Source organism: Paenibacillus psychroresistens, assembly GCF_009728935.1.
Lineage (GTDB): Bacteria > Bacillota > Bacilli > Paenibacillales > NBRC-103111 > Paenibacillus_AC > Paenibacillus_AC psychroresistens.
In genome coordinates this window covers 5,370,491-5,389,015 of record NZ_CP034235.1, presented here as the reverse complement: position 1 = coordinate 5,389,015, position 18,525 = coordinate 5,370,491, and the positions used below count along the sequence as shown (strand labels likewise).

20 protein-coding genes are annotated in these 18,525 nt (G+C 40.9%); 12 read left to right on the top strand and 8 right to left on the bottom strand.

Annotated elements, in window-relative coordinates:
* Positions 1–22 precede the first annotated feature (22 nt).
* The 3 genes from mtnA to EHS13_RS24700 all read right to left on the bottom strand — a co-directional run bounded on the left by mtnA (position 23) and on the right by EHS13_RS24700 (position 2,601).
* Entirely contained in the window at positions 23–1,090 is a 1,068-nt protein-coding gene (gene mtnA / locus EHS13_RS24710) for an S-methyl-5-thioribose-1-phosphate isomerase (RefSeq protein WP_155702945.1), read from the bottom strand.
* Positions 1,087–2,295, bottom strand: coding sequence for an S-methyl-5-thioribose kinase (gene mtnK / locus EHS13_RS24705; protein WP_155702944.1), 1,209 nt, complete (start codon positions 2,293–2,295; stop codon positions 1,087–1,089). Before mtnK ends, mtnA begins: the two co-directional genes overlap by 4 nt.
* A gap of 135 nt (positions 2,296–2,430) precedes the next feature.
* A complete protein-coding gene (locus EHS13_RS24700) occupies positions 2,431–2,601 on the bottom strand; it encodes an asparagine synthase (protein ID WP_155702943.1) in 171 nt (56 codons plus the stop codon).
* A gap of 145 nt (positions 2,602–2,746) precedes the next feature.
* Between EHS13_RS24700 and EHS13_RS24695 the strand changes: the two genes are divergently transcribed.
* The 7 genes from EHS13_RS24695 (at position 2,747) to EHS13_RS24665 (ending at position 9,342) form a co-directional block, all read left to right on the top strand.
* On the top strand, positions 2,747–3,328 hold the full coding sequence (locus tag EHS13_RS24695; protein WP_155702942.1) for a DUF1802 family protein: 582 nt from the start codon (positions 2,747–2,749) through the stop codon (positions 3,326–3,328).
* Between the two features lie 207 nt (positions 3,329–3,535).
* The gene (sufC, locus tag EHS13_RS24690) at positions 3,536–4,324 is read left to right on the top strand and encodes a Fe-S cluster assembly ATPase SufC (RefSeq protein ID WP_155705501.1); all 789 of its coding nucleotides are present in this window, start codon (positions 3,536–3,538) and stop codon (positions 4,322–4,324) included.
* Positions 4,325–4,341: 17 nt separating this feature from the next.
* A complete protein-coding gene (sufD, locus tag EHS13_RS24685) occupies positions 4,342–5,643 on the top strand; it encodes a Fe-S cluster assembly protein SufD (protein ID WP_155702941.1) in 1,302 nt (433 codons plus the stop codon).
* Positions 5,640–6,866: a cysteine desulfurase gene (locus EHS13_RS24680; protein ID WP_155702940.1), complete on the top strand. Its 1,227-nt coding sequence runs from the start codon at positions 5,640–5,642 to the stop codon at positions 6,864–6,866. Before sufD ends, EHS13_RS24680 begins: the two co-directional genes overlap by 4 nt.
* Positions 6,853–7,293, top strand: a complete 441-nt coding sequence (gene sufU, locus EHS13_RS24675) for a Fe-S cluster assembly sulfur transfer protein SufU (protein ID WP_155702939.1) — start codon at positions 6,853–6,855, stop codon at positions 7,291–7,293. Before EHS13_RS24680 ends, sufU begins: the two co-directional genes overlap by 14 nt.
* Positions 7,294–7,355: 62 nt before the next feature.
* Positions 7,356–8,753: a Fe-S cluster assembly protein SufB gene (sufB, locus tag EHS13_RS24670; protein WP_155702938.1), complete on the top strand. Its 1,398-nt coding sequence runs from the start codon at positions 7,356–7,358 to the stop codon at positions 8,751–8,753.
* A gap of 163 nt (positions 8,754–8,916) precedes the next feature.
* Positions 8,917–9,342 (top strand): LysM peptidoglycan-binding domain-containing protein, encoded by a 426-nt coding sequence (locus tag EHS13_RS24665; protein ID WP_155702937.1) that lies wholly within the window; start codon positions 8,917–8,919, stop codon positions 9,340–9,342.
* Between the two features lie 83 nt (positions 9,343–9,425).
* Here EHS13_RS24665 and EHS13_RS24660 read toward each other — a convergent pair whose 3' ends face one another.
* Complete coding sequence (locus EHS13_RS24660) at positions 9,426–9,812, bottom strand: DUF948 domain-containing protein (protein WP_162463242.1); 387 nt, start codon at positions 9,810–9,812, stop codon at positions 9,426–9,428.
* 92 nt (positions 9,813–9,904) lie between these two features.
* Positions 9,905–11,095, bottom strand: a complete 1,191-nt coding sequence (locus EHS13_RS24655) for a cytochrome P450 (protein WP_155702935.1) — start codon at positions 11,093–11,095, stop codon at positions 9,905–9,907.
* A 113-nt stretch (positions 11,096–11,208) separates the two neighbouring features.
* On the opposite strand from EHS13_RS24655, the gene EHS13_RS36910 reads away from it, so the two are divergent.
* Together EHS13_RS36910 and EHS13_RS24650 are read left to right on the top strand one after the other, a co-directional pair.
* Entirely contained in the window at positions 11,209–11,307 is a 99-nt protein-coding gene (locus tag EHS13_RS36910; RefSeq protein ID WP_227013515.1) for a YjcZ family sporulation protein, read from the top strand.
* A gap of 195 nt (positions 11,308–11,502) precedes the next feature.
* Positions 11,503–12,561, top strand: a complete 1,059-nt coding sequence (locus tag EHS13_RS24650; RefSeq protein WP_155702934.1) for a C40 family peptidase — start codon at positions 11,503–11,505, stop codon at positions 12,559–12,561.
* A gap of 15 nt (positions 12,562–12,576) precedes the next feature.
* Here EHS13_RS24650 and EHS13_RS24645 read toward each other — a convergent pair whose 3' ends face one another.
* The 3 genes from EHS13_RS24645 to EHS13_RS24635 all read right to left on the bottom strand — a co-directional run bounded on the left by EHS13_RS24645 (position 12,577) and on the right by EHS13_RS24635 (position 15,495).
* Entirely contained in the window at positions 12,577–13,620 is a 1,044-nt protein-coding gene (locus tag EHS13_RS24645) for an HD-GYP domain-containing protein (RefSeq protein ID WP_155702933.1), read from the bottom strand.
* Between the two features lie 80 nt (positions 13,621–13,700).
* On the bottom strand, positions 13,701–14,750 hold the full coding sequence (locus EHS13_RS24640) for a ThiF family adenylyltransferase (RefSeq protein WP_155702932.1): 1,050 nt from the start codon (positions 14,748–14,750) through the stop codon (positions 13,701–13,703).
* Positions 14,743–15,495, bottom strand: a complete 753-nt coding sequence (locus EHS13_RS24635; protein WP_155702931.1) for a molybdenum cofactor biosynthesis protein — start codon at positions 15,493–15,495, stop codon at positions 14,743–14,745. Before EHS13_RS24635 ends, EHS13_RS24640 begins: the two co-directional genes overlap by 8 nt.
* A gap of 152 nt (positions 15,496–15,647) precedes the next feature.
* Here EHS13_RS24635 and EHS13_RS24630 point away from each other — a divergent pair, with 152 nt between their 5' ends.
* The 3 genes from EHS13_RS24630 to EHS13_RS24620 all read left to right on the top strand — a co-directional run bounded on the left by EHS13_RS24630 (position 15,648) and on the right by EHS13_RS24620 (position 18,502).
* On the top strand, positions 15,648–16,100 hold the full coding sequence (locus EHS13_RS24630) for a molybdopterin-binding protein (RefSeq protein ID WP_155702930.1): 453 nt from the start codon (positions 15,648–15,650) through the stop codon (positions 16,098–16,100).
* Positions 16,101–16,175: 75 nt separating this feature from the next.
* A complete protein-coding gene (locus EHS13_RS24625; protein WP_155702929.1) occupies positions 16,176–17,612 on the top strand; it encodes a bifunctional metallophosphatase/5'-nucleotidase in 1,437 nt (478 codons plus the stop codon).
* 74 nt (positions 17,613–17,686) lie between these two features.
* On the top strand, positions 17,687–18,502 hold the full coding sequence (locus EHS13_RS24620) for an undecaprenyl-diphosphate phosphatase (RefSeq protein ID WP_155702928.1): 816 nt from the start codon (positions 17,687–17,689) through the stop codon (positions 18,500–18,502).
* Positions 18,503–18,525: the final 23 nt, after the last annotated feature.

Sequence of the window (18,525 nt, the reverse complement as noted above, 5' to 3'; positions counted from 1 at the left end):
AATGACCTGCTTTAATTTAATTTTAATTAAATAGCTTAGGTAAATTTTCTAGATAGGAGGGCCGAACAATGCCCTTTTCGGTAATGATTGCTGTTACATATTCATGTGGAGTAATATCGAATGCCGGATTATAAACCTTGATCCCTTGAGGCGCGGTGCGTTTGCCGAAGCCTTGTGTTATCTCATCCGCATGACGCTCTTCAATGGGAATCTGCTCCCCCGTAGGTGTGTTTAAATCAATTGTCGAGAGTGGACAAGCTACATAGAATGGAATGTTGTGTGCTTTCGCTAGAACGGCAACACTATAAGTCCCAATTTTATTAGCGACATCGCCATTCGCAGCGACACGGTCAGTTCCGACGATGACAGCCTGGATCCAGCCCTTGGCCATCACCATGCCGGCCATATTATCGCAAATTAGCGTCACATCCACTCCAGCCTGCTGCAATTCAAAAGCAGTCAAGCGTGCGCCTTGCAGAATGGGACGTGTTTCATCGGCGAACACCTTCAAATCGATGCCTTTTTCAAGTGCTAGATAAAAGGGAGCTAAAGCTGTGCCATATTTGGCCGTTGCTAGACCACCTGCATTACAATGCGTTAATACACCCATGCCACTTTCGAAGAGAGTAAGCGCATGCTCACCAATCATTCGATTGGTTTCTTCATCTTCAGACTGGATTTGCTGAGCTTCAACTAAAAGCCCAGCTGATAGTTCAGATGGATTTGTAGAACAAAGAGTCTCCGTCCTCCGCTTCATTCGGTCTAATGCCCAGAATAAATTCACTGCAGTGGGTCTGGAAGTCGCCAAGTATTCGGCTTGTTGCTTTACTTCTGCAATAACATCTTGGATAGAAGTAGATGGATTGCTTTCAATGAATCGCTGAGCTGCAAAATGCACCCCATAAGCTGCCGCAATTCCAATTGCTGGAGCTCCACGTACCTTAAGCTGACGAATCGCTTCCCAAACCTCTGCAACCTGAGTTAAGTTCAAATAAAGGATCTCTTCAGGTAAAAGTCTCTGATCTAATAATTCCAAATGATCGGCATTCCAACGCAAGGACACTAGTACTTTATCAATTAATGTGCTCATTCAGTTAACGCTCCTTTTGCAATATCGATTACTTCTTCTATAGAATGAGCGTGGCGATTTAAGAGAATCAAGCTTTCGCCAATACTCAAGGCAATTCTCTCGGACCGTGCTCTAGCTTCTAAATCCAATATGGATTGGATATCTGCTACATGGGCGAGGCCGATTATACGCCGAATCATTTTGCTGCCAGCAAAACCGATGCTATCTTGCAGCAATCGCAGCATATAATCCTCGCGATAGCCGGCAACCTTGGACAAACGATCAACGCCATCTTGAGTCCAATGAGCTTGGAATTGCTCAGCGAATAAAGTCCAAATGTCACGAATCGTTTCTAATAGGTATTCACGGAAGTCATGTCGAGCTTTCTCGTCTGCTATCCATGCCTCTTGTCCCGCATAATTTAATAATAAGTTAGCGATAACAGCACCAATATCAAAGCCCATAGGACCATAAAAGCCGAATTCGGGGTCGATAACTTTAGTGGAGCGTGCTGTAATAAAGACACTGCCTGTATGCAGATCTCCATGAAGCAGTGCTTGTGCATGTGTAAGAAACTTTTCACGTAAGACAGCCACCTCGAATTGCAATTTATCATTCTGCCAGATTTGTTCGACTTCTTTGCGAATAAGTGGATTATAATTATTCGTTTCGGCATTCCAATAGGGGTGATCAAAAATCAGATCTTCAGTTATTTTGCAAAGCTCGGGATTGATGAATTGTTGGACCTTAAGCTTCTTCTCCTGCTGGTTTAAACCTAAGTCGGATGTATAAAACAATGTCTTGGCAAGAAAGTGTGAAATGTGCGCAGCAAATAAAGGATATCGATTGCCTTCAATCAAACCTCGGCGCATGATCGTATGATCACTTAAATCCTCCATTACGGTTAATGCTAGAGCTGGATCATAAGTATAAACATGAGGAACTAACTCAGGGCATAATGAAGCTTCTAATAATAAGACTTCACTTTCAATCCGTGCCCGATCGAGAGTCAGAGGCCAGGATTCGCCTACAACCTTGGCGTATGGCAAAGCTTGTTTAAGGATTAAGCTTTTTCCACTTACTTTATCGGAAATATGGAAGACAAGATTTAAGTTGCCATCACCAATTTCTCGTGATACAAACTCAGCGCCTTCGGGGAAGAAATTAGGAATATTCCTTGCGTACTCAACTGCTTCTTGTTCGCTCAATGCATGATATTGTGACATAAGCTACCTCCAAATAAAAATGTTATCATTGTTAAATTATATATTAACTTATTTCTCTATACATTTACAAAAATAAAAAACAGAAGAATCGATTAATTCGATCCATCTGTTCTAATCCTAATTCTTTAATAAATTCTAAAAACGATTATGATGGCGGTGCTCAACCAAGTCAATGGCTCCAAGAAGAACGTGGGCTAATCCAAAACCCATGACTCCCCAGCCCACAACAGGATGCTTACCTCGTATTGTGGCTCCAGTTGCAGTTACTGCCGTTCCCAAAATAGCCGGTATGATTCCTTCGCGCATAGTGGATCTCCCTTCATTTCATAATAGGTGAGGCTCCTTTAGTATGGAGTTTGGGCAAGCTTTTTATGCTGTGGGGGGTTTGCATTGTTTTCCCTTAGTAAATATAATAAGACAGAGAATGAGTGCAACAGGGGGTCCTTAATTAATGAAGGTAGTCGATACAATTGCTTTGAAGGAATGGGCCGTAGCGATTGATGCACTGGAAGCGGGCGAGCAAATCGTTATTATGCGCAAAGGCGGTATTATTGAAGAAACGCGTGATTTTAAATTGGAAAGCAATGCGTTTTTTCTTTTTCCTACTTATGAGCATCAGAAGATTGAATTGCTGAAGGATGTTTATCAGCTGCGTTTGGAGTCCATAACACAAGCAACTGATGTTCAGAAAGTTACAGTCACACTAACTAGCTACGCGGAAGTGGTAGCCGATCTCGAGGTTAATTCGCAAGAGGAATTGAATCGATTATTCCCTTATCACATCTGGACCGAATATTTTGCCGAGGAACGGTTAAAATGGAAGCGAGCTAAACCACTTCATGTGCTAATCCTGCGCATCTTTAAATTAGAGAGACCGATTGAGCTGCCTATATTAGATGAATATAACGGCTGTAAGTCTTGGATTAGTCTGAAAATAGAGCTTCCAGAGGGCGTAGAAATGAGTCCAGTTCTGTCGGAGACGGAGTTTGAAGCTCAAAATAAGCTAATTTCGGAATTAATATCTCATGGGTAAACGGCTGCCCCACCTTTGAGAAGGAAGACCAAGGGTTAAAATAGCGCTACCAAACTTGTTTTCACAAAAGAGTCAAGTCTTTTTACATATTTTCTGAAAATGGACTTTATTCATCAATCAAGGTGCGCTATAATGAAGTTACAAATGATTATCAATGATTATCATTTAAGAATGATTATAATTAAACTATCGGAGGGTACAAACAAAATGGCAAATTCACCTAAATTTATTATAGACGGATTGAAAGCGTCTGTTGAAGGAAAGGAAATTCTCAAAGGTCTTAATTTAACGATTCAGGGTGGGGAAATCCACGCAATCATGGGGCCAAACGGTACAGGTAAAAGCACCTTGGCTTCTACTCTTATGGGACATCCTAAGTATGAGGTAACTGCAGGCAGTGTGACTTTAGATGGCGAAGATGTTCTTGAGATGGCAGTAGATGTAAGAGCACGGGCTGGACTTTTCTTGGCCATGCAGTACCCTAGTGAAATTTCTGGAGTAACGAATTCTGACTTTCTACGCAGTGCGATCAATGCTAAACGTGGCGAAGGCAATGAAATCTCGTTGATCAAGTTTATCCGTCAAATGGAAAAGAAAATGAAGGAATTGGATATGGCTGCTGAATTTGCTCATCGTTATTTAAACGAAGGCTTCTCAGGCGGAGAAAAGAAACGCAATGAAATCCTGCAAATGATGCTGCTTGAACCTCGAATCTGCATTTTGGATGAAATCGATTCTGGTTTGGATATAGATGCTCTGCGTATTGTAGCTGAAGGTGTTAATTCCTTGAAAAGCGAAGATAGAGGTTTCTTGATTATTACCCATTACCAACGTTTGTTGGATTACATTACACCGGATTTTGTTCATATCATGATGCAAGGGCGCATTGTGAAATCAGGTGGCGCCGAGCTTGCTGAGCAAGTTGAAAAAGATGGATATGACTGGATTAAAGATGAGCTTGGTATTGTTGACGAAACCGTTGGACTTGGCGTTTAAATAAAGGAGAGAATAAGATGAGTATTGAAACTATACTTCCCGTTGATCGCCAATCTGTTTCAGCACAATCCGAGAGCAAGCAAGAGCCGCAATGGATGTCTGAGCTTAGATTAAAGGGCTTGGAGCTAGCAGGAGCATTGGAATTACCTAAACTTGAGAAAACAAGATTAGACCGTTGGAGCTTAGATGGCTATGGCGGTTATAAACATACAGACTTGATAAAGACTTATAATGAGCTGCCGGAAGCGGCAAAAGAGCTTTTAAATGAAGAAAACAGCGCTAACCTATTGGTTCAAATCAATTCAAATGTTGCCTACAGCGACGTCAAGGCTGAATTGGCGGCTCAAGGTGTTTTATTCCTCGAATTAGCATCGGCCCTGCAACAGCATGGTGATTTGATTAAATCTTATTTTATGCAAGCTGTTAAACAAGATGAAAGCCGTATATCTGCTTTACATTCAGCAATTTGGAATGGCGGTATTTTTATTTACGTGCCTAAGAATGTGAAGGTTGAATTACCGCTGCAAGCTTTATTCTTATCGAATGACGCTCAAGCAACGTTTGCTCCGCATATCCTGATAGTAGCAGAAGCGAATAGCTCGGTTTCATTTGTGGATAACTGGATTTCAACTGAAGAAGGACAACGCGTAGCAAATGGAGTAATTGAAGTATTCGTTAAGCAAGGTGCTAAGGTAAGATATGCTTCCGTTCATAGTCTGAGTGAGCAAGTAACCGATCTAACTTATCGCCGTGCGGTTGTTGAGAATGATGGGCGTATGGAATGGATTGTTGGGGAATTAAACAGCGGTAATGTGTTGTCAGACACTACTTCAATTCTTAAAGGCGGCGGTTCTTCATCTGACGCTAAAGTGATATGTGTAGGAACAAATGATCAAAAAATGAATTTGACTACACGTGCTATCCACTTTGGACGCAGTACGAATAGCGATATGATTACTCGTGCAGTTATGCGTGATAAATCTACAGCTATCATTAACGGCGTGACGAAGATTGAAAAAGGCGCTACTGGCGCTAATGGTCAACAAACGGAAAAAGTACTTATGCTAAGTCCGCATGCACGTGGAGATGCTAATCCTATCCTGCTCATCGATGAAGATGATGTTAAATGCGGTCATGCTGCCAGCGTAGGTCAAGTTAATCCCGAGCAAATCCATTACTTAATGTCACGCGGTATTGCTAAATCAGAAGCACAACGTTTGATCATATATGGCTTTTTAGCCCCTGTTGTTGCAGAATTACCAATTGAGAAATTGGCAGCTAAGCTGCAAGAGCTTGTAGAGAGGAAACTCGGCCAATGATTACTTCGCAGATTCGTGAGTTGTTTCCAATTTTGCATCAGGACATTAATGGTCATCCTTTGGTTTATTTGGACAGCGCAGCGACTTCGCAAAAGCCGATTTCTGTAATTGAAGCCGTTAAGCGTTATTATGAATTGGACAATGCAAATGTGCATCGCGGGGTCCATACCTTGGGCTCACGGGCGACAGATGCTTATGAAGGTGCACGCGAGAAAGTAGCACGATTCATCAATGCCAAATCAACCGAAGAAATCATTTTCACTCGTGGTACTACTACAGCAATCAATATCGTTGCAAGCAGCTATGCACGTGCAGTTTGCAAAGAAGGCGACGAAATCGTGCTTACTGCTATGGAGCATCACAGTAATTTAATTCCTTGGCAGCAAGTAGCGAAGGCTACAGGAGCAACTTTAAAATATATTCCTATGCAATCCGATGGAAACGTCCTGATCGAGGATGTTGAGAAAACTATCACAGCTAATACCAAGATAGTAGCCATCACTTATGTCTCTAACGTATTGGGTGTTGTAAATCCAATTAAACAAATTGCAGAGATTGCTCACCGTAACGGCGCTAAGATCTTAGTCGATGGAGCCCAAAGTACCCCCCATATGAAAGTGGATATGCAGGATTTGGATTGTGATTTCTATGCATTCTCTGGGCATAAGATGTGCGGACCTACGGGGATTGGTGTCCTATATGGCAAGAAAGCACTGTTGAACAATATGGAGCCAATCGAATTTGGCGGCGAAATGATTGATCATGTGGATTTGGAGAACTCGACCTGGAAAGAGCTCCCTTGGAAGTTTGAAGGGGGGACCCCTATTATTGCTGGTGCTGTTGGGCTTGGCGCTGCAATTGATTTCCTTCTAGATGTGGGGCTTGATAACATCGAACAGCATGAAAAACAAATCGTATCCTATGCAATGAACAAATTAACGACTATCGAGGATTTATCGGTTTACGGTCCTACAAGCAACCGCTCAGGACTCATCACATTTAATTTAGGCGATGTTCATCCACATGATTTGGCAACAGTATTGGATGCAGAAGGGGTTGCTGTACGTGCAGGACATCATTGCTGCCAGCCTTTAATGCGCTGGCTGAATGTTTCTTCCACGGCTAGAGCGAGCTTCTATTTATACAATACAGAAGAAGATGTGGATCGTTTGGCATTGGCCTTATTAAAAACAAAGGAGTACTTTGGTTATGCAATTAGATGATTTATACCGTAGAGTCATAATGGATCATTATAAAACGCCGCGCAATAAGGGACAATTTGATTCTGATGATGCTGTATCCATTGAATTGAATAATCCGACCTGTGGTGACAAAATTACGCTTCAATTGCAAATTGTTGATGACATCGTACAGAATGCTAAATATACCGGTGACGGATGCTCCATCAGTTTATCATCTGCTTCGATGATGACCGACGCAGTGAAAGGCAAGTCCTTAGAAGAAGCTTTACAGATTGCTGAGGATTTCTCTGCTCTAATGAAAGGGCAGCCTGTGGAGTTTGAATATGAAGATATTGAGGCCTTATCTGGTGTTAATAAATTCCCAGCACGCATTAAATGTGCTACACTAGCATGGAACGCTTTACGTAAAGGCATCGAGAAATCGAAGCACGAACATGAGCAAGCTTAACTAGGATTGACCACATATGCATGAAGTGCTAGACCAAATTGAACCACAGGAGGAATAAAGCCATGGCTAAGAAAATGCCAGAAATGGAAGCATACCAATATGGTTTTCGTGATGAACATGAATCTATATTTAAATCAGGTAAGGGATTAACTAAAGAGCTTGTTATGGAAATTTCCAGAATGAAAAACGAGCCGGAATGGATGCTGGAGTTCCGTTTGAAATCATTAGAGTTATTCTTCAAAATGCCAATGCCTAAATGGGGTGGCAATATGGATGACTTGGATTTCCAAGAAATTCAATACTATGTAAAGCCTTCTGAAAAGCAAGGTAAAACATGGGAGGAAGTCCCTTCAGAAATCAAGGAAACCTTCGACAAACTAGGTATCCCTGAAGCTGAACAGAAATTCCTTGCCGGTGTATCGGCTCAGTACGAATCCGAAGTAGTTTATCATAGCATGCAAAAGGATCTTGAAGATCTGGGTGTTATCTTCACGGATACAGATTCTGCTTTGCGTGATCACCCGGAGCTTTTTCGCAAATATTTTGGTACAATCATCCCTCCAACTGACAACAAGTTCGCAGCTTTGAACAGTGCAGTTTGGTCAGGCGGAAGCTTTATCTATGTACCGAAAGGTGTTAAATGTGAAGTGCCATTACAGGCTTACTTCCGTATTAACTCAGAGAACATGGGACAATTTGAACGTACTTTAATTATTACGGACGAAGAAAGCCTTGTTCATTATGTGGAAGGCTGTACGGCTCCAATTTACAGCACAAACTCCTTGCATAGCGCGGTTGTTGAAATCGTTTGTTTGAAAAACTCACGTGCTCGTTACACAACAATTCAAAACTGGGCACCAAACATTTATAACCTGGTTACTAAACGTGCGGTTGCCGAAGAAGGCGCAACAATGGAATGGGTCGATGGCAACATTGGTTCCAAGCTTACAATGAAGTATCCTGCTGTCGTTCTTAAGGGCCGTGGAGCTAAAGGCATGGTACTTTCCATCGCTGTAGCTGGACGTGGACAGCATCAAGATGCTGGAGCTAAGATGACGCATCTTGCACCTGACACGACTTCAACGATTATCTCCAAATCGATCAGCAAGCATGGCGGTAAAGTAACCTACCGTGGTTTGGCTTCATTTGGCCGTAATTCACAAGGTTCTAAAGCGAACATCAAATGCGATACATTGATTATGGATAAAGAATCCACTTCAGATACTATTCCTTATAATGAAATCATGAATGACAATATCACACTAGAGCATGAAGCAACAGTGTCCAAGGTATCCGAGGATCAATTGTTCTACTTGATGAGTCGCGGAATGACGAATGATGAGGCAACTCAAATGATCGTTATGGGCTTTATCGAACCATTTACGAAGGAACTTCCTATGGAATATGCTGTGGAAATGAATCGTTTGATCAAGTTCGAAATGGAAGGCAGCATCGGGTAAGCTTGCTGTCTCTGAATAGTTACACTTGCGTGTCCGAGTTTTTCGGACACGTTTTTTTGTATATCTAATTACATATAGCCCATTTTTTATTGATATTGAACAATGTATAATAAATCTCCATAAAGTATATAGACAAATGACTATATAATTTGGAGGTTATTCAATGGATCGTCAATTTCCCGCTTTTGGCGGGTTCGGGTATCATCCGTTTTTCCGTCCTTTCTTTAATCCTTTTTTTCCAAGAAGGTACTTATTTCCTTATTTTTCGATTTCCCCGTTCGCTTTTCCATTTTATCGAGATGGCTCAGGCCCTAATGAACTGTGTTTTGCTCAGCATCAAGCTCATGAGGGAGAAACCTTAGAAAATGTGGCTCATGCTTATAATATTCCCCATACTATTCTGGAAGAGGCTAATCCTCACCTTGTAAATCCAAACCAATTAAGAGTAGATGAGGTTGTATATATTCCACGTATATCTAATTTGCATTGTCAAAAAACATATATGGAAAGGGATATGCCAGAAACAGGAATGACTAAACCTATGCACCACGGACAACAAACAATGCCTTACACAGGAAGTAACTATTAAGCTTACCCAGGGCAACATATGTAAAATGATAAAAGCCCTTCACATAGCAGAAGGGCTTATTTTTTATTACGGGAGTGATTAAATTAGGTTTTTAAGGTTCTTTCACCAATTTTAACGCTAACTTTTTGGTTTGTTTCTGGCAGCTTCAGATAAACATTAGGCTCAGCTGGTTCAGAACTGGTTTTTAGTGCGTGTGTTGCGTTATGGATTATATCTCCAACATCATGCAAGGAATCTAGCAGGGGATCAACCGCATCGATTTTATCCCTTACATCTTTAGTGATTTGATTGGCAGTATGGATGGTTTGCTTGGTTTCGATAGTGAGGCTACGAATTGATTTTCGCACTTCAGCTAGGGTTTTGTTGGTTTCATCCAATGTGTCCATACCTTTATGTAGAATACGATTAATGGAGAAAACCAGTGAAACAAACCCTCCTACAGCAACGACAGCTGCAACTTTTTTAATCATCCCTATAACCTCCTTTGGTTCACCCCTCATCTTATGTGGCTGTGCACGATTATATTCATTAGAACTTAATGCTGGATTAGCGATACGATGCTTTAACTTCGGGTAAACGAAATTGGGTAATTTTTTACGCCAAAGACGAACGTGCTTGGAATGGGCACAATGTTGATCGATGAAACAAGCTTTATTTCTCTAATATGACTCAGCAATGTCTGGAGAGAAATCTTTGCTTCAAGACGAGCAAGAGGTGCTCCTAAACAGAAGTGAATGCCATAACCAAAGGACATATGAGGGTTTGGCTTGCGCTCGATTTCAAAGTTATTGGGGTTTGCAAATTTAAGCGGATCCCGATTTGCTGCTCCTATCCAATTTGTAACTTGTTCGCCAGCTTTAATGGTCTGTAAGCCGATCTGAACGTCTTGCTTAGCAATACGTCCAACCGAAATAACGGGCGGGTAATAACGTAGTACTTCTTCCACAAAGCTAGGTATGGAGTCTAGACTCTTGTAAAGCTCAACCTGAATATCAGGTTCCTCCGTCAAAATTCGGATACTATTGGTAATTAGATTAGTTGTAGTCTCGTTTCCTGCTGCCAGTAGAAGAACGCAAAAAATAATAACCTCGTCCTCTGTGAGCTTCTTTCCGTCAATTTCAGCTTTCAACAGCGATGAAATTAAATCTTCCTGCGGATTTTTTCTGCGAATCTCAAGAATATTTTGAAAATAATTCTTTAATTCCAGCGTATTTTGATCTTTTTTTTGGTTGAGTTTCGCTAATGCAGCATCTGTAGAATCTTCTGCGCTTTCTACAAGCACGTCCGACCATCTCTTGAAAAGATGGCGATCCTCAGCAGGAACACCAAGCAGCTCTGCAATTACTATGATTGGCAATGGGGTGGCATAATCTCGAACTATATCCATATCGTCTCCGTGCAGCTGTTGGATCAATTCATCTGAGATCGCCTGAATACGCGGAGCAAGCTCCTGTATGGCTCTTGGTGTAAATACCTTGTTGACTAAATCACGCATTTGGCCATGCCTTGGAGGATCCATCAACAGAATACTTGTTCCAGCACCAGGACCTCTCGTAGATGAAAAAGTTGCTGGATCCTTAAGAACGCGATGAATATCTTCATAATTGAATAGATCCCAACAATCGCGAGAATTATCGTATCGGATAGGGGTAGACTGTCTTAATTCATTCAGCGCTTTAAAAGGGAGCAACCGTTTCTCTATGGAATCAAGCTCAGGCAGACCTACTTCATTGGCATATTTAACAATTTTCATCGATCAAGCATCCTCCTCAAATTATATGACAAATTGGTTATTCGTCCAATCCATTTATAGTCTACCCTCATATACTGCTAATGTAAGGATTTTTGTGGAGGGAGTTGAAGGAAATGGGATTAGAAGCTGGAATCGGTGGTTTCACAAGCGCAGGAGCGATCTTGGTTCTTTTTATACTATTGGTTATCATCAGTCGTGCGTTTGTTATCTAACATCTGATTCTCCCGCAACGAGCATGATGTTTCATATCACAGCCTTTTTCAGCCGCTCTCACCCTATTAAGGGTGGAGGGCTTTTTTATTTTGGGTAATAAATGGGTAGGGTAATATTATGCATATTTCCTTTCGGATGTTCACAACCTATGGACGAGCAAGATCATATCTCGACTATAAGGGGTGGCATAAAGAATGGGATCGAAGTTTATTATTCATCGAAAATGGCAGCAGAAAAGCTTGATTCTAGCTTTGTTTCTATGTCTCATTGTGCAAATGGGATGTACACAAAAAGGGAATGGTTCTGCAACCCAAACAACCAAAGCGAACAATAAGGGAATCGTTTCAAAAATCTTGGAAAAAAATAAGGATCAGATCAAATTGCCGCTTGTTACTCAGAATGGCGTAAAGTATGTCAATGCCAAAAAATTGGTCAATACACTTGGGTTCCAAAGTAAATGGGATGCGAAAAATGGCCGATTATTAATGGGAGATAAAGATCCAAATTTTGTTCTAAAGATGAATTCACGAGAAGCTCAAAAGGATGGAGGGAAAATTAAATTAGCAGCGGCACCTATTATTATTAACCAAAGTGCTTATATACCGCTTTCGGCAATCGGGGATTTATTCCGCCAGGACATGAAGTATGTGGTGAATGACAGTGATTTAATTGTACAAGCTAATCCAGAACATTCCAATATCTCGATTAAAAGCCTGAATGGGAGTCATCTTGATTTTGCAGATGATCCTAATGATCCGAATAAACCAATAAAACCAACATCAGCTACTTCAACAAATGATCGTTCTGTGACCAGAAAAGTAATCGATAAAGACAGTATCTCTGTACTAGCAAACATAAATATTCCGAGTTTGATTAGTAAAGCAAAACAATATATAGGAGTTAGATACGAGTTTGGTGCAGATCCTTATCCGCAATCTGGAACGTTTGATTGTTCTTCATTTACACAGTATATATTTGGACAACAAGGAATATCGCTAAATAGACTCGCTAGAGATCAAGCAGATCAAGGAATTACGATTGGGCGCCAAGATTTGAGAGTAGGGGATTTATTATTCTTCAATATCCCAGGCAGATTTAGATCATCTACCGTACCAACCCATGTCGGTATTTATCTCGGTAATCTAGAAATGATTAATGCAGATACACGTCCAAAACAAGGAGTACAAATTACGGATATCAATAAACAGCTTTGGAAGGATGCCTATCTTTTTGCAAAAAGAGTAGCCGATTAATGGCTACTCTTTGCTTTACATGTATATTTTGTTGATTTCAATTTCACGGTGGTGGGATAAGTCAATAAATTGTTTGCCAATTTGGACCAAGGGCCGGAAAAAATCGGTAGGATTCGTCATAATGATATTGCCTTCTTCTCCGTTGCTTAGTGTTACTTTTTTGCCGATAAAATGCGGAAGCATATTTTTAATAAATACGATACAAATATGAGGATCAATTTCACTAAAGCTGACACGGTGCAACTCTTTTAATACATGCAGCATATCTCGTTCTTTTTGATAGACACGTGAAGAAATCATCGCACTATAAATATCAGCAACCGCTACAATTTTGGAAAGCGCATGCATTTTATCTTCCTTAATAGCCAGTGGATAACCCGTGCCATCGAATCGTTCATGATGTTGAAGAGCAGCCATTGCCAGCTCAGGTTCCTTCATAGATTTACTAATAATTTGATAACCATAAACCGTATGTTTCTTCATTTCGGTATACTCATCTTCGGTTAGCTTCGCAGGTTTATTGAGAATGGCGATGCTGATCTGACTTTTACCAATATCATGAAGATAACCGGCTTTACCTGCTATTAAGGATTCTTCCTCGGATTGCCCCATCCATTTAGAAATATAATAGGAGAGAATCCCAACCTGCACACTATGCTGATATGTATAATCATCTTTAGTACTTAATGTAAGTAGTAGGGAAACAACATCTTTTTCTTGTTTAAAGTTATCGACTAGCGGATTAAAGCTGTTCATAACTTGATCGTCATCTATTTTGCCATCTGTAATCGCTTGCTTGAAAACATTCTTAATTCCATCAACAGCAACAACGTACTTCTTTTGAGTTTGTTCAGGATTACGTTTTGCAGCAGGCTTATGCTCAAGAGATTTATTTTCTCGGTAAGCAATTTCAACATAATCTATTCCATGATTCATCAGTTTCACTATATCTTCTCTATTGAGCAAAGTGCTTTCTGAGAGAATATGAAGTCCGTACGAGTTAAAGGCTGGTTCCATCAATAAATCGCCTTCAATTAGTTCCATTACATTAATTCTCATGTGTAAGCCTCCAAAAGCATGGTCGTACAGAACTTTATTAGGACTATCTTATCAACTAATTAGGCTATTTGCAATACTGTTTATGCACCAATATAGCGACTGTATAGGCTTTTAGCCTCAGTTATATCGGCAGTTCCTTGAATGATGACCCTACCATCGGCAAACAATACCAAAGTAAGTTTAGAATTTATAGTGAATTTCAATAGGAACGGCGATAATTCAATTTTGCCTAATGGATTCCATTTAACTGCCCATGCAGAAAGATCGTAATGCCGTGCTTCAATTGGATGTATCTGTACGGAATTTCTTCCGCATAAAGTTTGGATAGTTTCGCCTTCCAAATCAGCATCTAGATAGTCAAATTGCTTTTTCTGACAGGCAGGGCAATCACTTTTTTTGGCTTTCGTGACATTTATCGCTGAATGCTGATTAAACCACAAATCATAGTGGACCAGATTGAGGTTTAGGTATTTAGTTTCTGCCACTAACAGTTTTAAGGCTTCTGTTGCTTGATGTGAAGCGACTAAATCAACAATCGGTCCAATAACGCCAATAGTATCACAAGTTTCACCTGTGCCTTGCGAGGGAGCTTGACCGAACATGCAGCGAAAACATGGAGTTTGATGAGGCAGAATTGTCATAGTTACCCCTCTAGATCCAACAGCTCCTCCGTAAATCCAAGGGATATTATATTTAAGTGAAACATCATTAATTAAGAATCGGACGGAAAAATTGTCAGTCCCATCTAGTATTAAATCCACATCCCCGAGCAGATCTTGGGCATTGGTGGGGTTTAAATCCGTAACATGGGGCTCAATTTCCACCTCGGAATTGACCTGACGTAAACGATTCGCTGCAGCTAACGCTTTCGGCGCAAATTGCAGGGCATCTTCTTCGTCGTAAAGCATTTGACGTTGTAAATTGCTCCATTCTACAAAATCACGGTCAATAAGCCGAATAAAACCGACACCAGCTCGTACCATATGATTGGCAATTACCGTACCTAATGCACCCATTCCAACAATGGCAATCCGTGATTTGGTTAGTTTAAGCTGACCTTCTGGACCGATGGGCGAAAATAATCTTTGGCGGGAATATCGGGTATCATTTGCGGATATAAGCTCACTCATCTGCAGGACCTGCCTTAATAACGGGGTTAACCGTTGGATCCCAGGTTCCTTGCTGGTGGCCTTTCCATTCGGAGCCATCCTCCCAGATCTCTTTTTTCCATATCGGGACAATTTGTTTAAGTCTTTCGATAGCATAGCGACTGGCATCATAACAATCAGCACGATGGGGGGCTGATACTGCAATAACTACACTTATCTCAGCAATAGCGACTCTTCCCAGTCGATGTGTAATGGCGCATAAAGCTCCCGGCCATTGTGCAGTAATCTCCGTTCCGATTTGCTGCATGGCAGCAATCGCCATAGGTACATAGGCTTCATATTCGAGCAATATCGTTCTTTTGCCAAATGTAAATTCACGAGTTGTCCCAATAAAGGTCAGTGTAGCTCCTTGCAGCGGCGTTATGACGGTTTGGCTTACTTTTTCGACTGAGATTGGCTCATGAGTGATTTGAAACAAGGAATGGGGTACAACTGAATCAGCTTGAACAGATTCAGCTTCACCTCCAGAAACAGGTGGGATTAAGGCTATTTCATTTTCTTCTGATACCAAATCATCCGCCGATGCATAAGCCTGATTGATGGCAATAAAGGAAATAGCTATGGTTTGGGCCGCGTTCGGGTATTCTTGGATCAGCAATTCTTTTAATTGTGCAACAGTTATTTGAGTTTGCTTCACGGTTAAGGTAATGTGAGTATGACCGATGCTCTCGGCTAAGCCCGCAAACAAATGAATAGTAAGTTTCATCGTAGGCACTCCTTAATGGTTAGTGGTAGTTTACTTTAAGCATATCATAAAATATCTATTCCTACTAAAGATAAACTATAAATTTAAGCCGATTATCTTTATAATAAATGAGCAGGGCAAGCGAATAATTACTTAGGATGGGGGTATTTATAATGGAGATTCAATTCATCGAAAAAGAAATCATGCATAAGCTTTCTATAGTGGAATTGTTAGCGATGAGTCCGATAATAGTAAATATTAATGAACGTGTACCTGGGGTCGAAGGTAGAGCTATTGATTTGGTTTCATGGTATGACATCTGGGCAAAAGCACGGGGATTGACGGTAAGTGAATATCCAACACATTTAAGTGTGGAGGCTGCTGATGAGTTCTGTGCTACCATGGCCTGGGCTGAATTGGAACAAGCCGTTTTATTGTATGAGCAAGAGGGGCAGCCGTTGGTAAAAGATGCTCCGCTGCGTTTATATGTTCCAGACGGCAGCAGTGCCTGTTTAAATGTGAAAAGTGTAGTCAAGCTGATTTTTATTCATCAAGAGGACCTAGATTCGAAAGCGACGTATGGTTTTAAAAACAAAATCACACTAGACGATCTTAAGAAAAAATAGATATATACGGTTAACGGGCAACTAGTTGCCCGTTAACAGAACAAGACCGGGCTAGGCTGTTAAGGGGGAATCAAGGTGGCAGAAGCTTTGCGAAAGCTAGTTATTGCGCACACGAACGATATTCATAGTCATTTTGAACAAATGCCGCAGATTGCTACAGTTATCCAAGAAATAAAAAATAGACATGGTTTAGAGCATCTGATTACCGTGGACTGCGGAGATCATATGGATCGAATGCGTATGGAAACAGAAGGTACGAATGGACAGGCAAACATCGGTATTATGAATGCAACTGGCTACGATTTGGTTACTTTAGGCAATAATGAAGGATTAACATTAAGCATGGATGACTTAGCAGAAGCGTATGGCAAGCATGCTGAGTTTCTTGTACTTTGCAGTAATTTATTCGAGGATACAACGAAAAAACATCCCAGTTGGTTGAAGCCCTATCATATTATGGAGAAGGATGGGCTGCAAATCGGGTTTATTGCTGTGACTGCCCCTTATGATGAATTCTACATATTATTAGGCTGGGATGTCCGTGATCCATTTGAGACAACGTCTTATTGGGTCAATCACTTGCGAGAGCAAGTGGATGTATTGATTGTGCTTTCTCATCTTGGATTAACGAATGACCAACGTATGGCTAAGGAAATAGCAGGAATTGATTTGATACTAGGCGGCCATACCCATCATCTCTTAGAAGTCCCTTTGCTGGTAGAGCAAACTTATTTGTGTGCCACTGGTAAATTCGGTCAATATGTCGGTGAGGTTGAACTTACTTATGATCCTGAAAATAAACGTATACATGAAGTGAAGGGGCGTTGTATTCCGGTTAAGGATTATGAGCCGAGTTCGTTCATTACGCAAAAGAATCAATTTTATCAAGAGAAAAGTGCCATTGAATTGAATCAGGTAGTCGTTAAACTTGAGCAACCCGTAGTGATAAATTGGTATGAAGAATCCGATTTTGGCAACTTGCTTGCTGCAGGAATACGCAAATGGGTTAAGGCAGACATCGGCATTGTCAACGCTGGCCAGATTCTTCAAAGCTTGATGCCAGGCGAAGTTACGAAGGAACAACTCTTGCATTTATGCCCTTCACCGATTAATCCATGTCTAATGAGATTAGAAGGAAAGCATATTATAAAGGCGTTAGAGGAATCCTTGCAGATCGCATTTCAGGAAAAAGCGATTCTAGGCTATGGCTTCCGCGGTAAATTATTAGGCACACTTTGTACGGATGGGCTTGAGGTCGAATATGATCCTGAGGGTGCAGACTACAAGCGCATAACAAACATCTGGGTAAAAGGAGATCTTCTCCAATCCGAACAAACTTATCTGGTCGGAACGATAGATATGTTTACATTTGGGATTGGCTATATGTCGCTTAAAGAGGGGAAACAAATTGAGTTTAGCTTACCTGAATTCCTCCGCAATTTATTAGTATTTGAACTCGGAGACCCAACCTCATTGTTGAAAAGTCGGGATCGTCATTGGCATAAGCTATAATACATTGTGCTAATTAGACTATTTTAATAAGAATATAACTCAGGTATACTGTAAAAAAACTCTAGGAGGTCCTTATGCTCGATTTATGGAATGCCATTATTATTGGAATTATAGAAGGATTAACCGAGTTCTTGCCTGTTTCTTCTACGGGACATATGATTTTAACGGAGCATCTACTTGGAATTAGTAATGATAAAGCAGATACTTTTACTGTTGTCATTCAACTAGGGGCTATTCTAGCCATTGTTGTGCTTTACTGGAAACGTGTGCTGCGGCTTTTTGGAATTCGCGAAACTAATACGATTAGCACTAGCGGGCGTACGCTCAATTTGAAGCATATTATTATTGGGATTTTACCCGCTCTTGTGTTTGCATTCTTGTTGCGGGACTATATCAAGGATCTTTTTAATCCAGTAGTCGTAGTGATTGGCCTCGTAGTAGGCGGTATATTTATGATTATTGCCGAAAAGACGCAGAATAAAGTGGTAGCTCCAACTTTGGATGACATTACATACAAGCAAGCGTTTTTTATTGGTGTAACGCAATGCTTATCGCTCTGGCCTGGGTTTTCACGATCTGGAGCTACAATTGCTGCCGGGATGCTTGCAGGGACAAGCCGGTCTGCTGCGGCTGATTTTACTTTTTTAATGGCTGTGCCAATCATGTCAGCGGCAACAGGCTACGAAGTTCTTAAAAGCTATAAAACATTTACATCAGATGATATTGCTTTTTTTGCTATCGGATTTGTTGTTGCCTTTATTGTGGCACTATTGGCTGTAGCCACTTTCATTAAATGGGTTGGGAAGCTTAAATTAACCTATTTCTCCTATTATCGTTTTGCATTAGCCATCCTCGTTATTCTATACATGATGTTTGGCGGACTAGAATAAGAGCTCCAATGAGGAGAAGATTA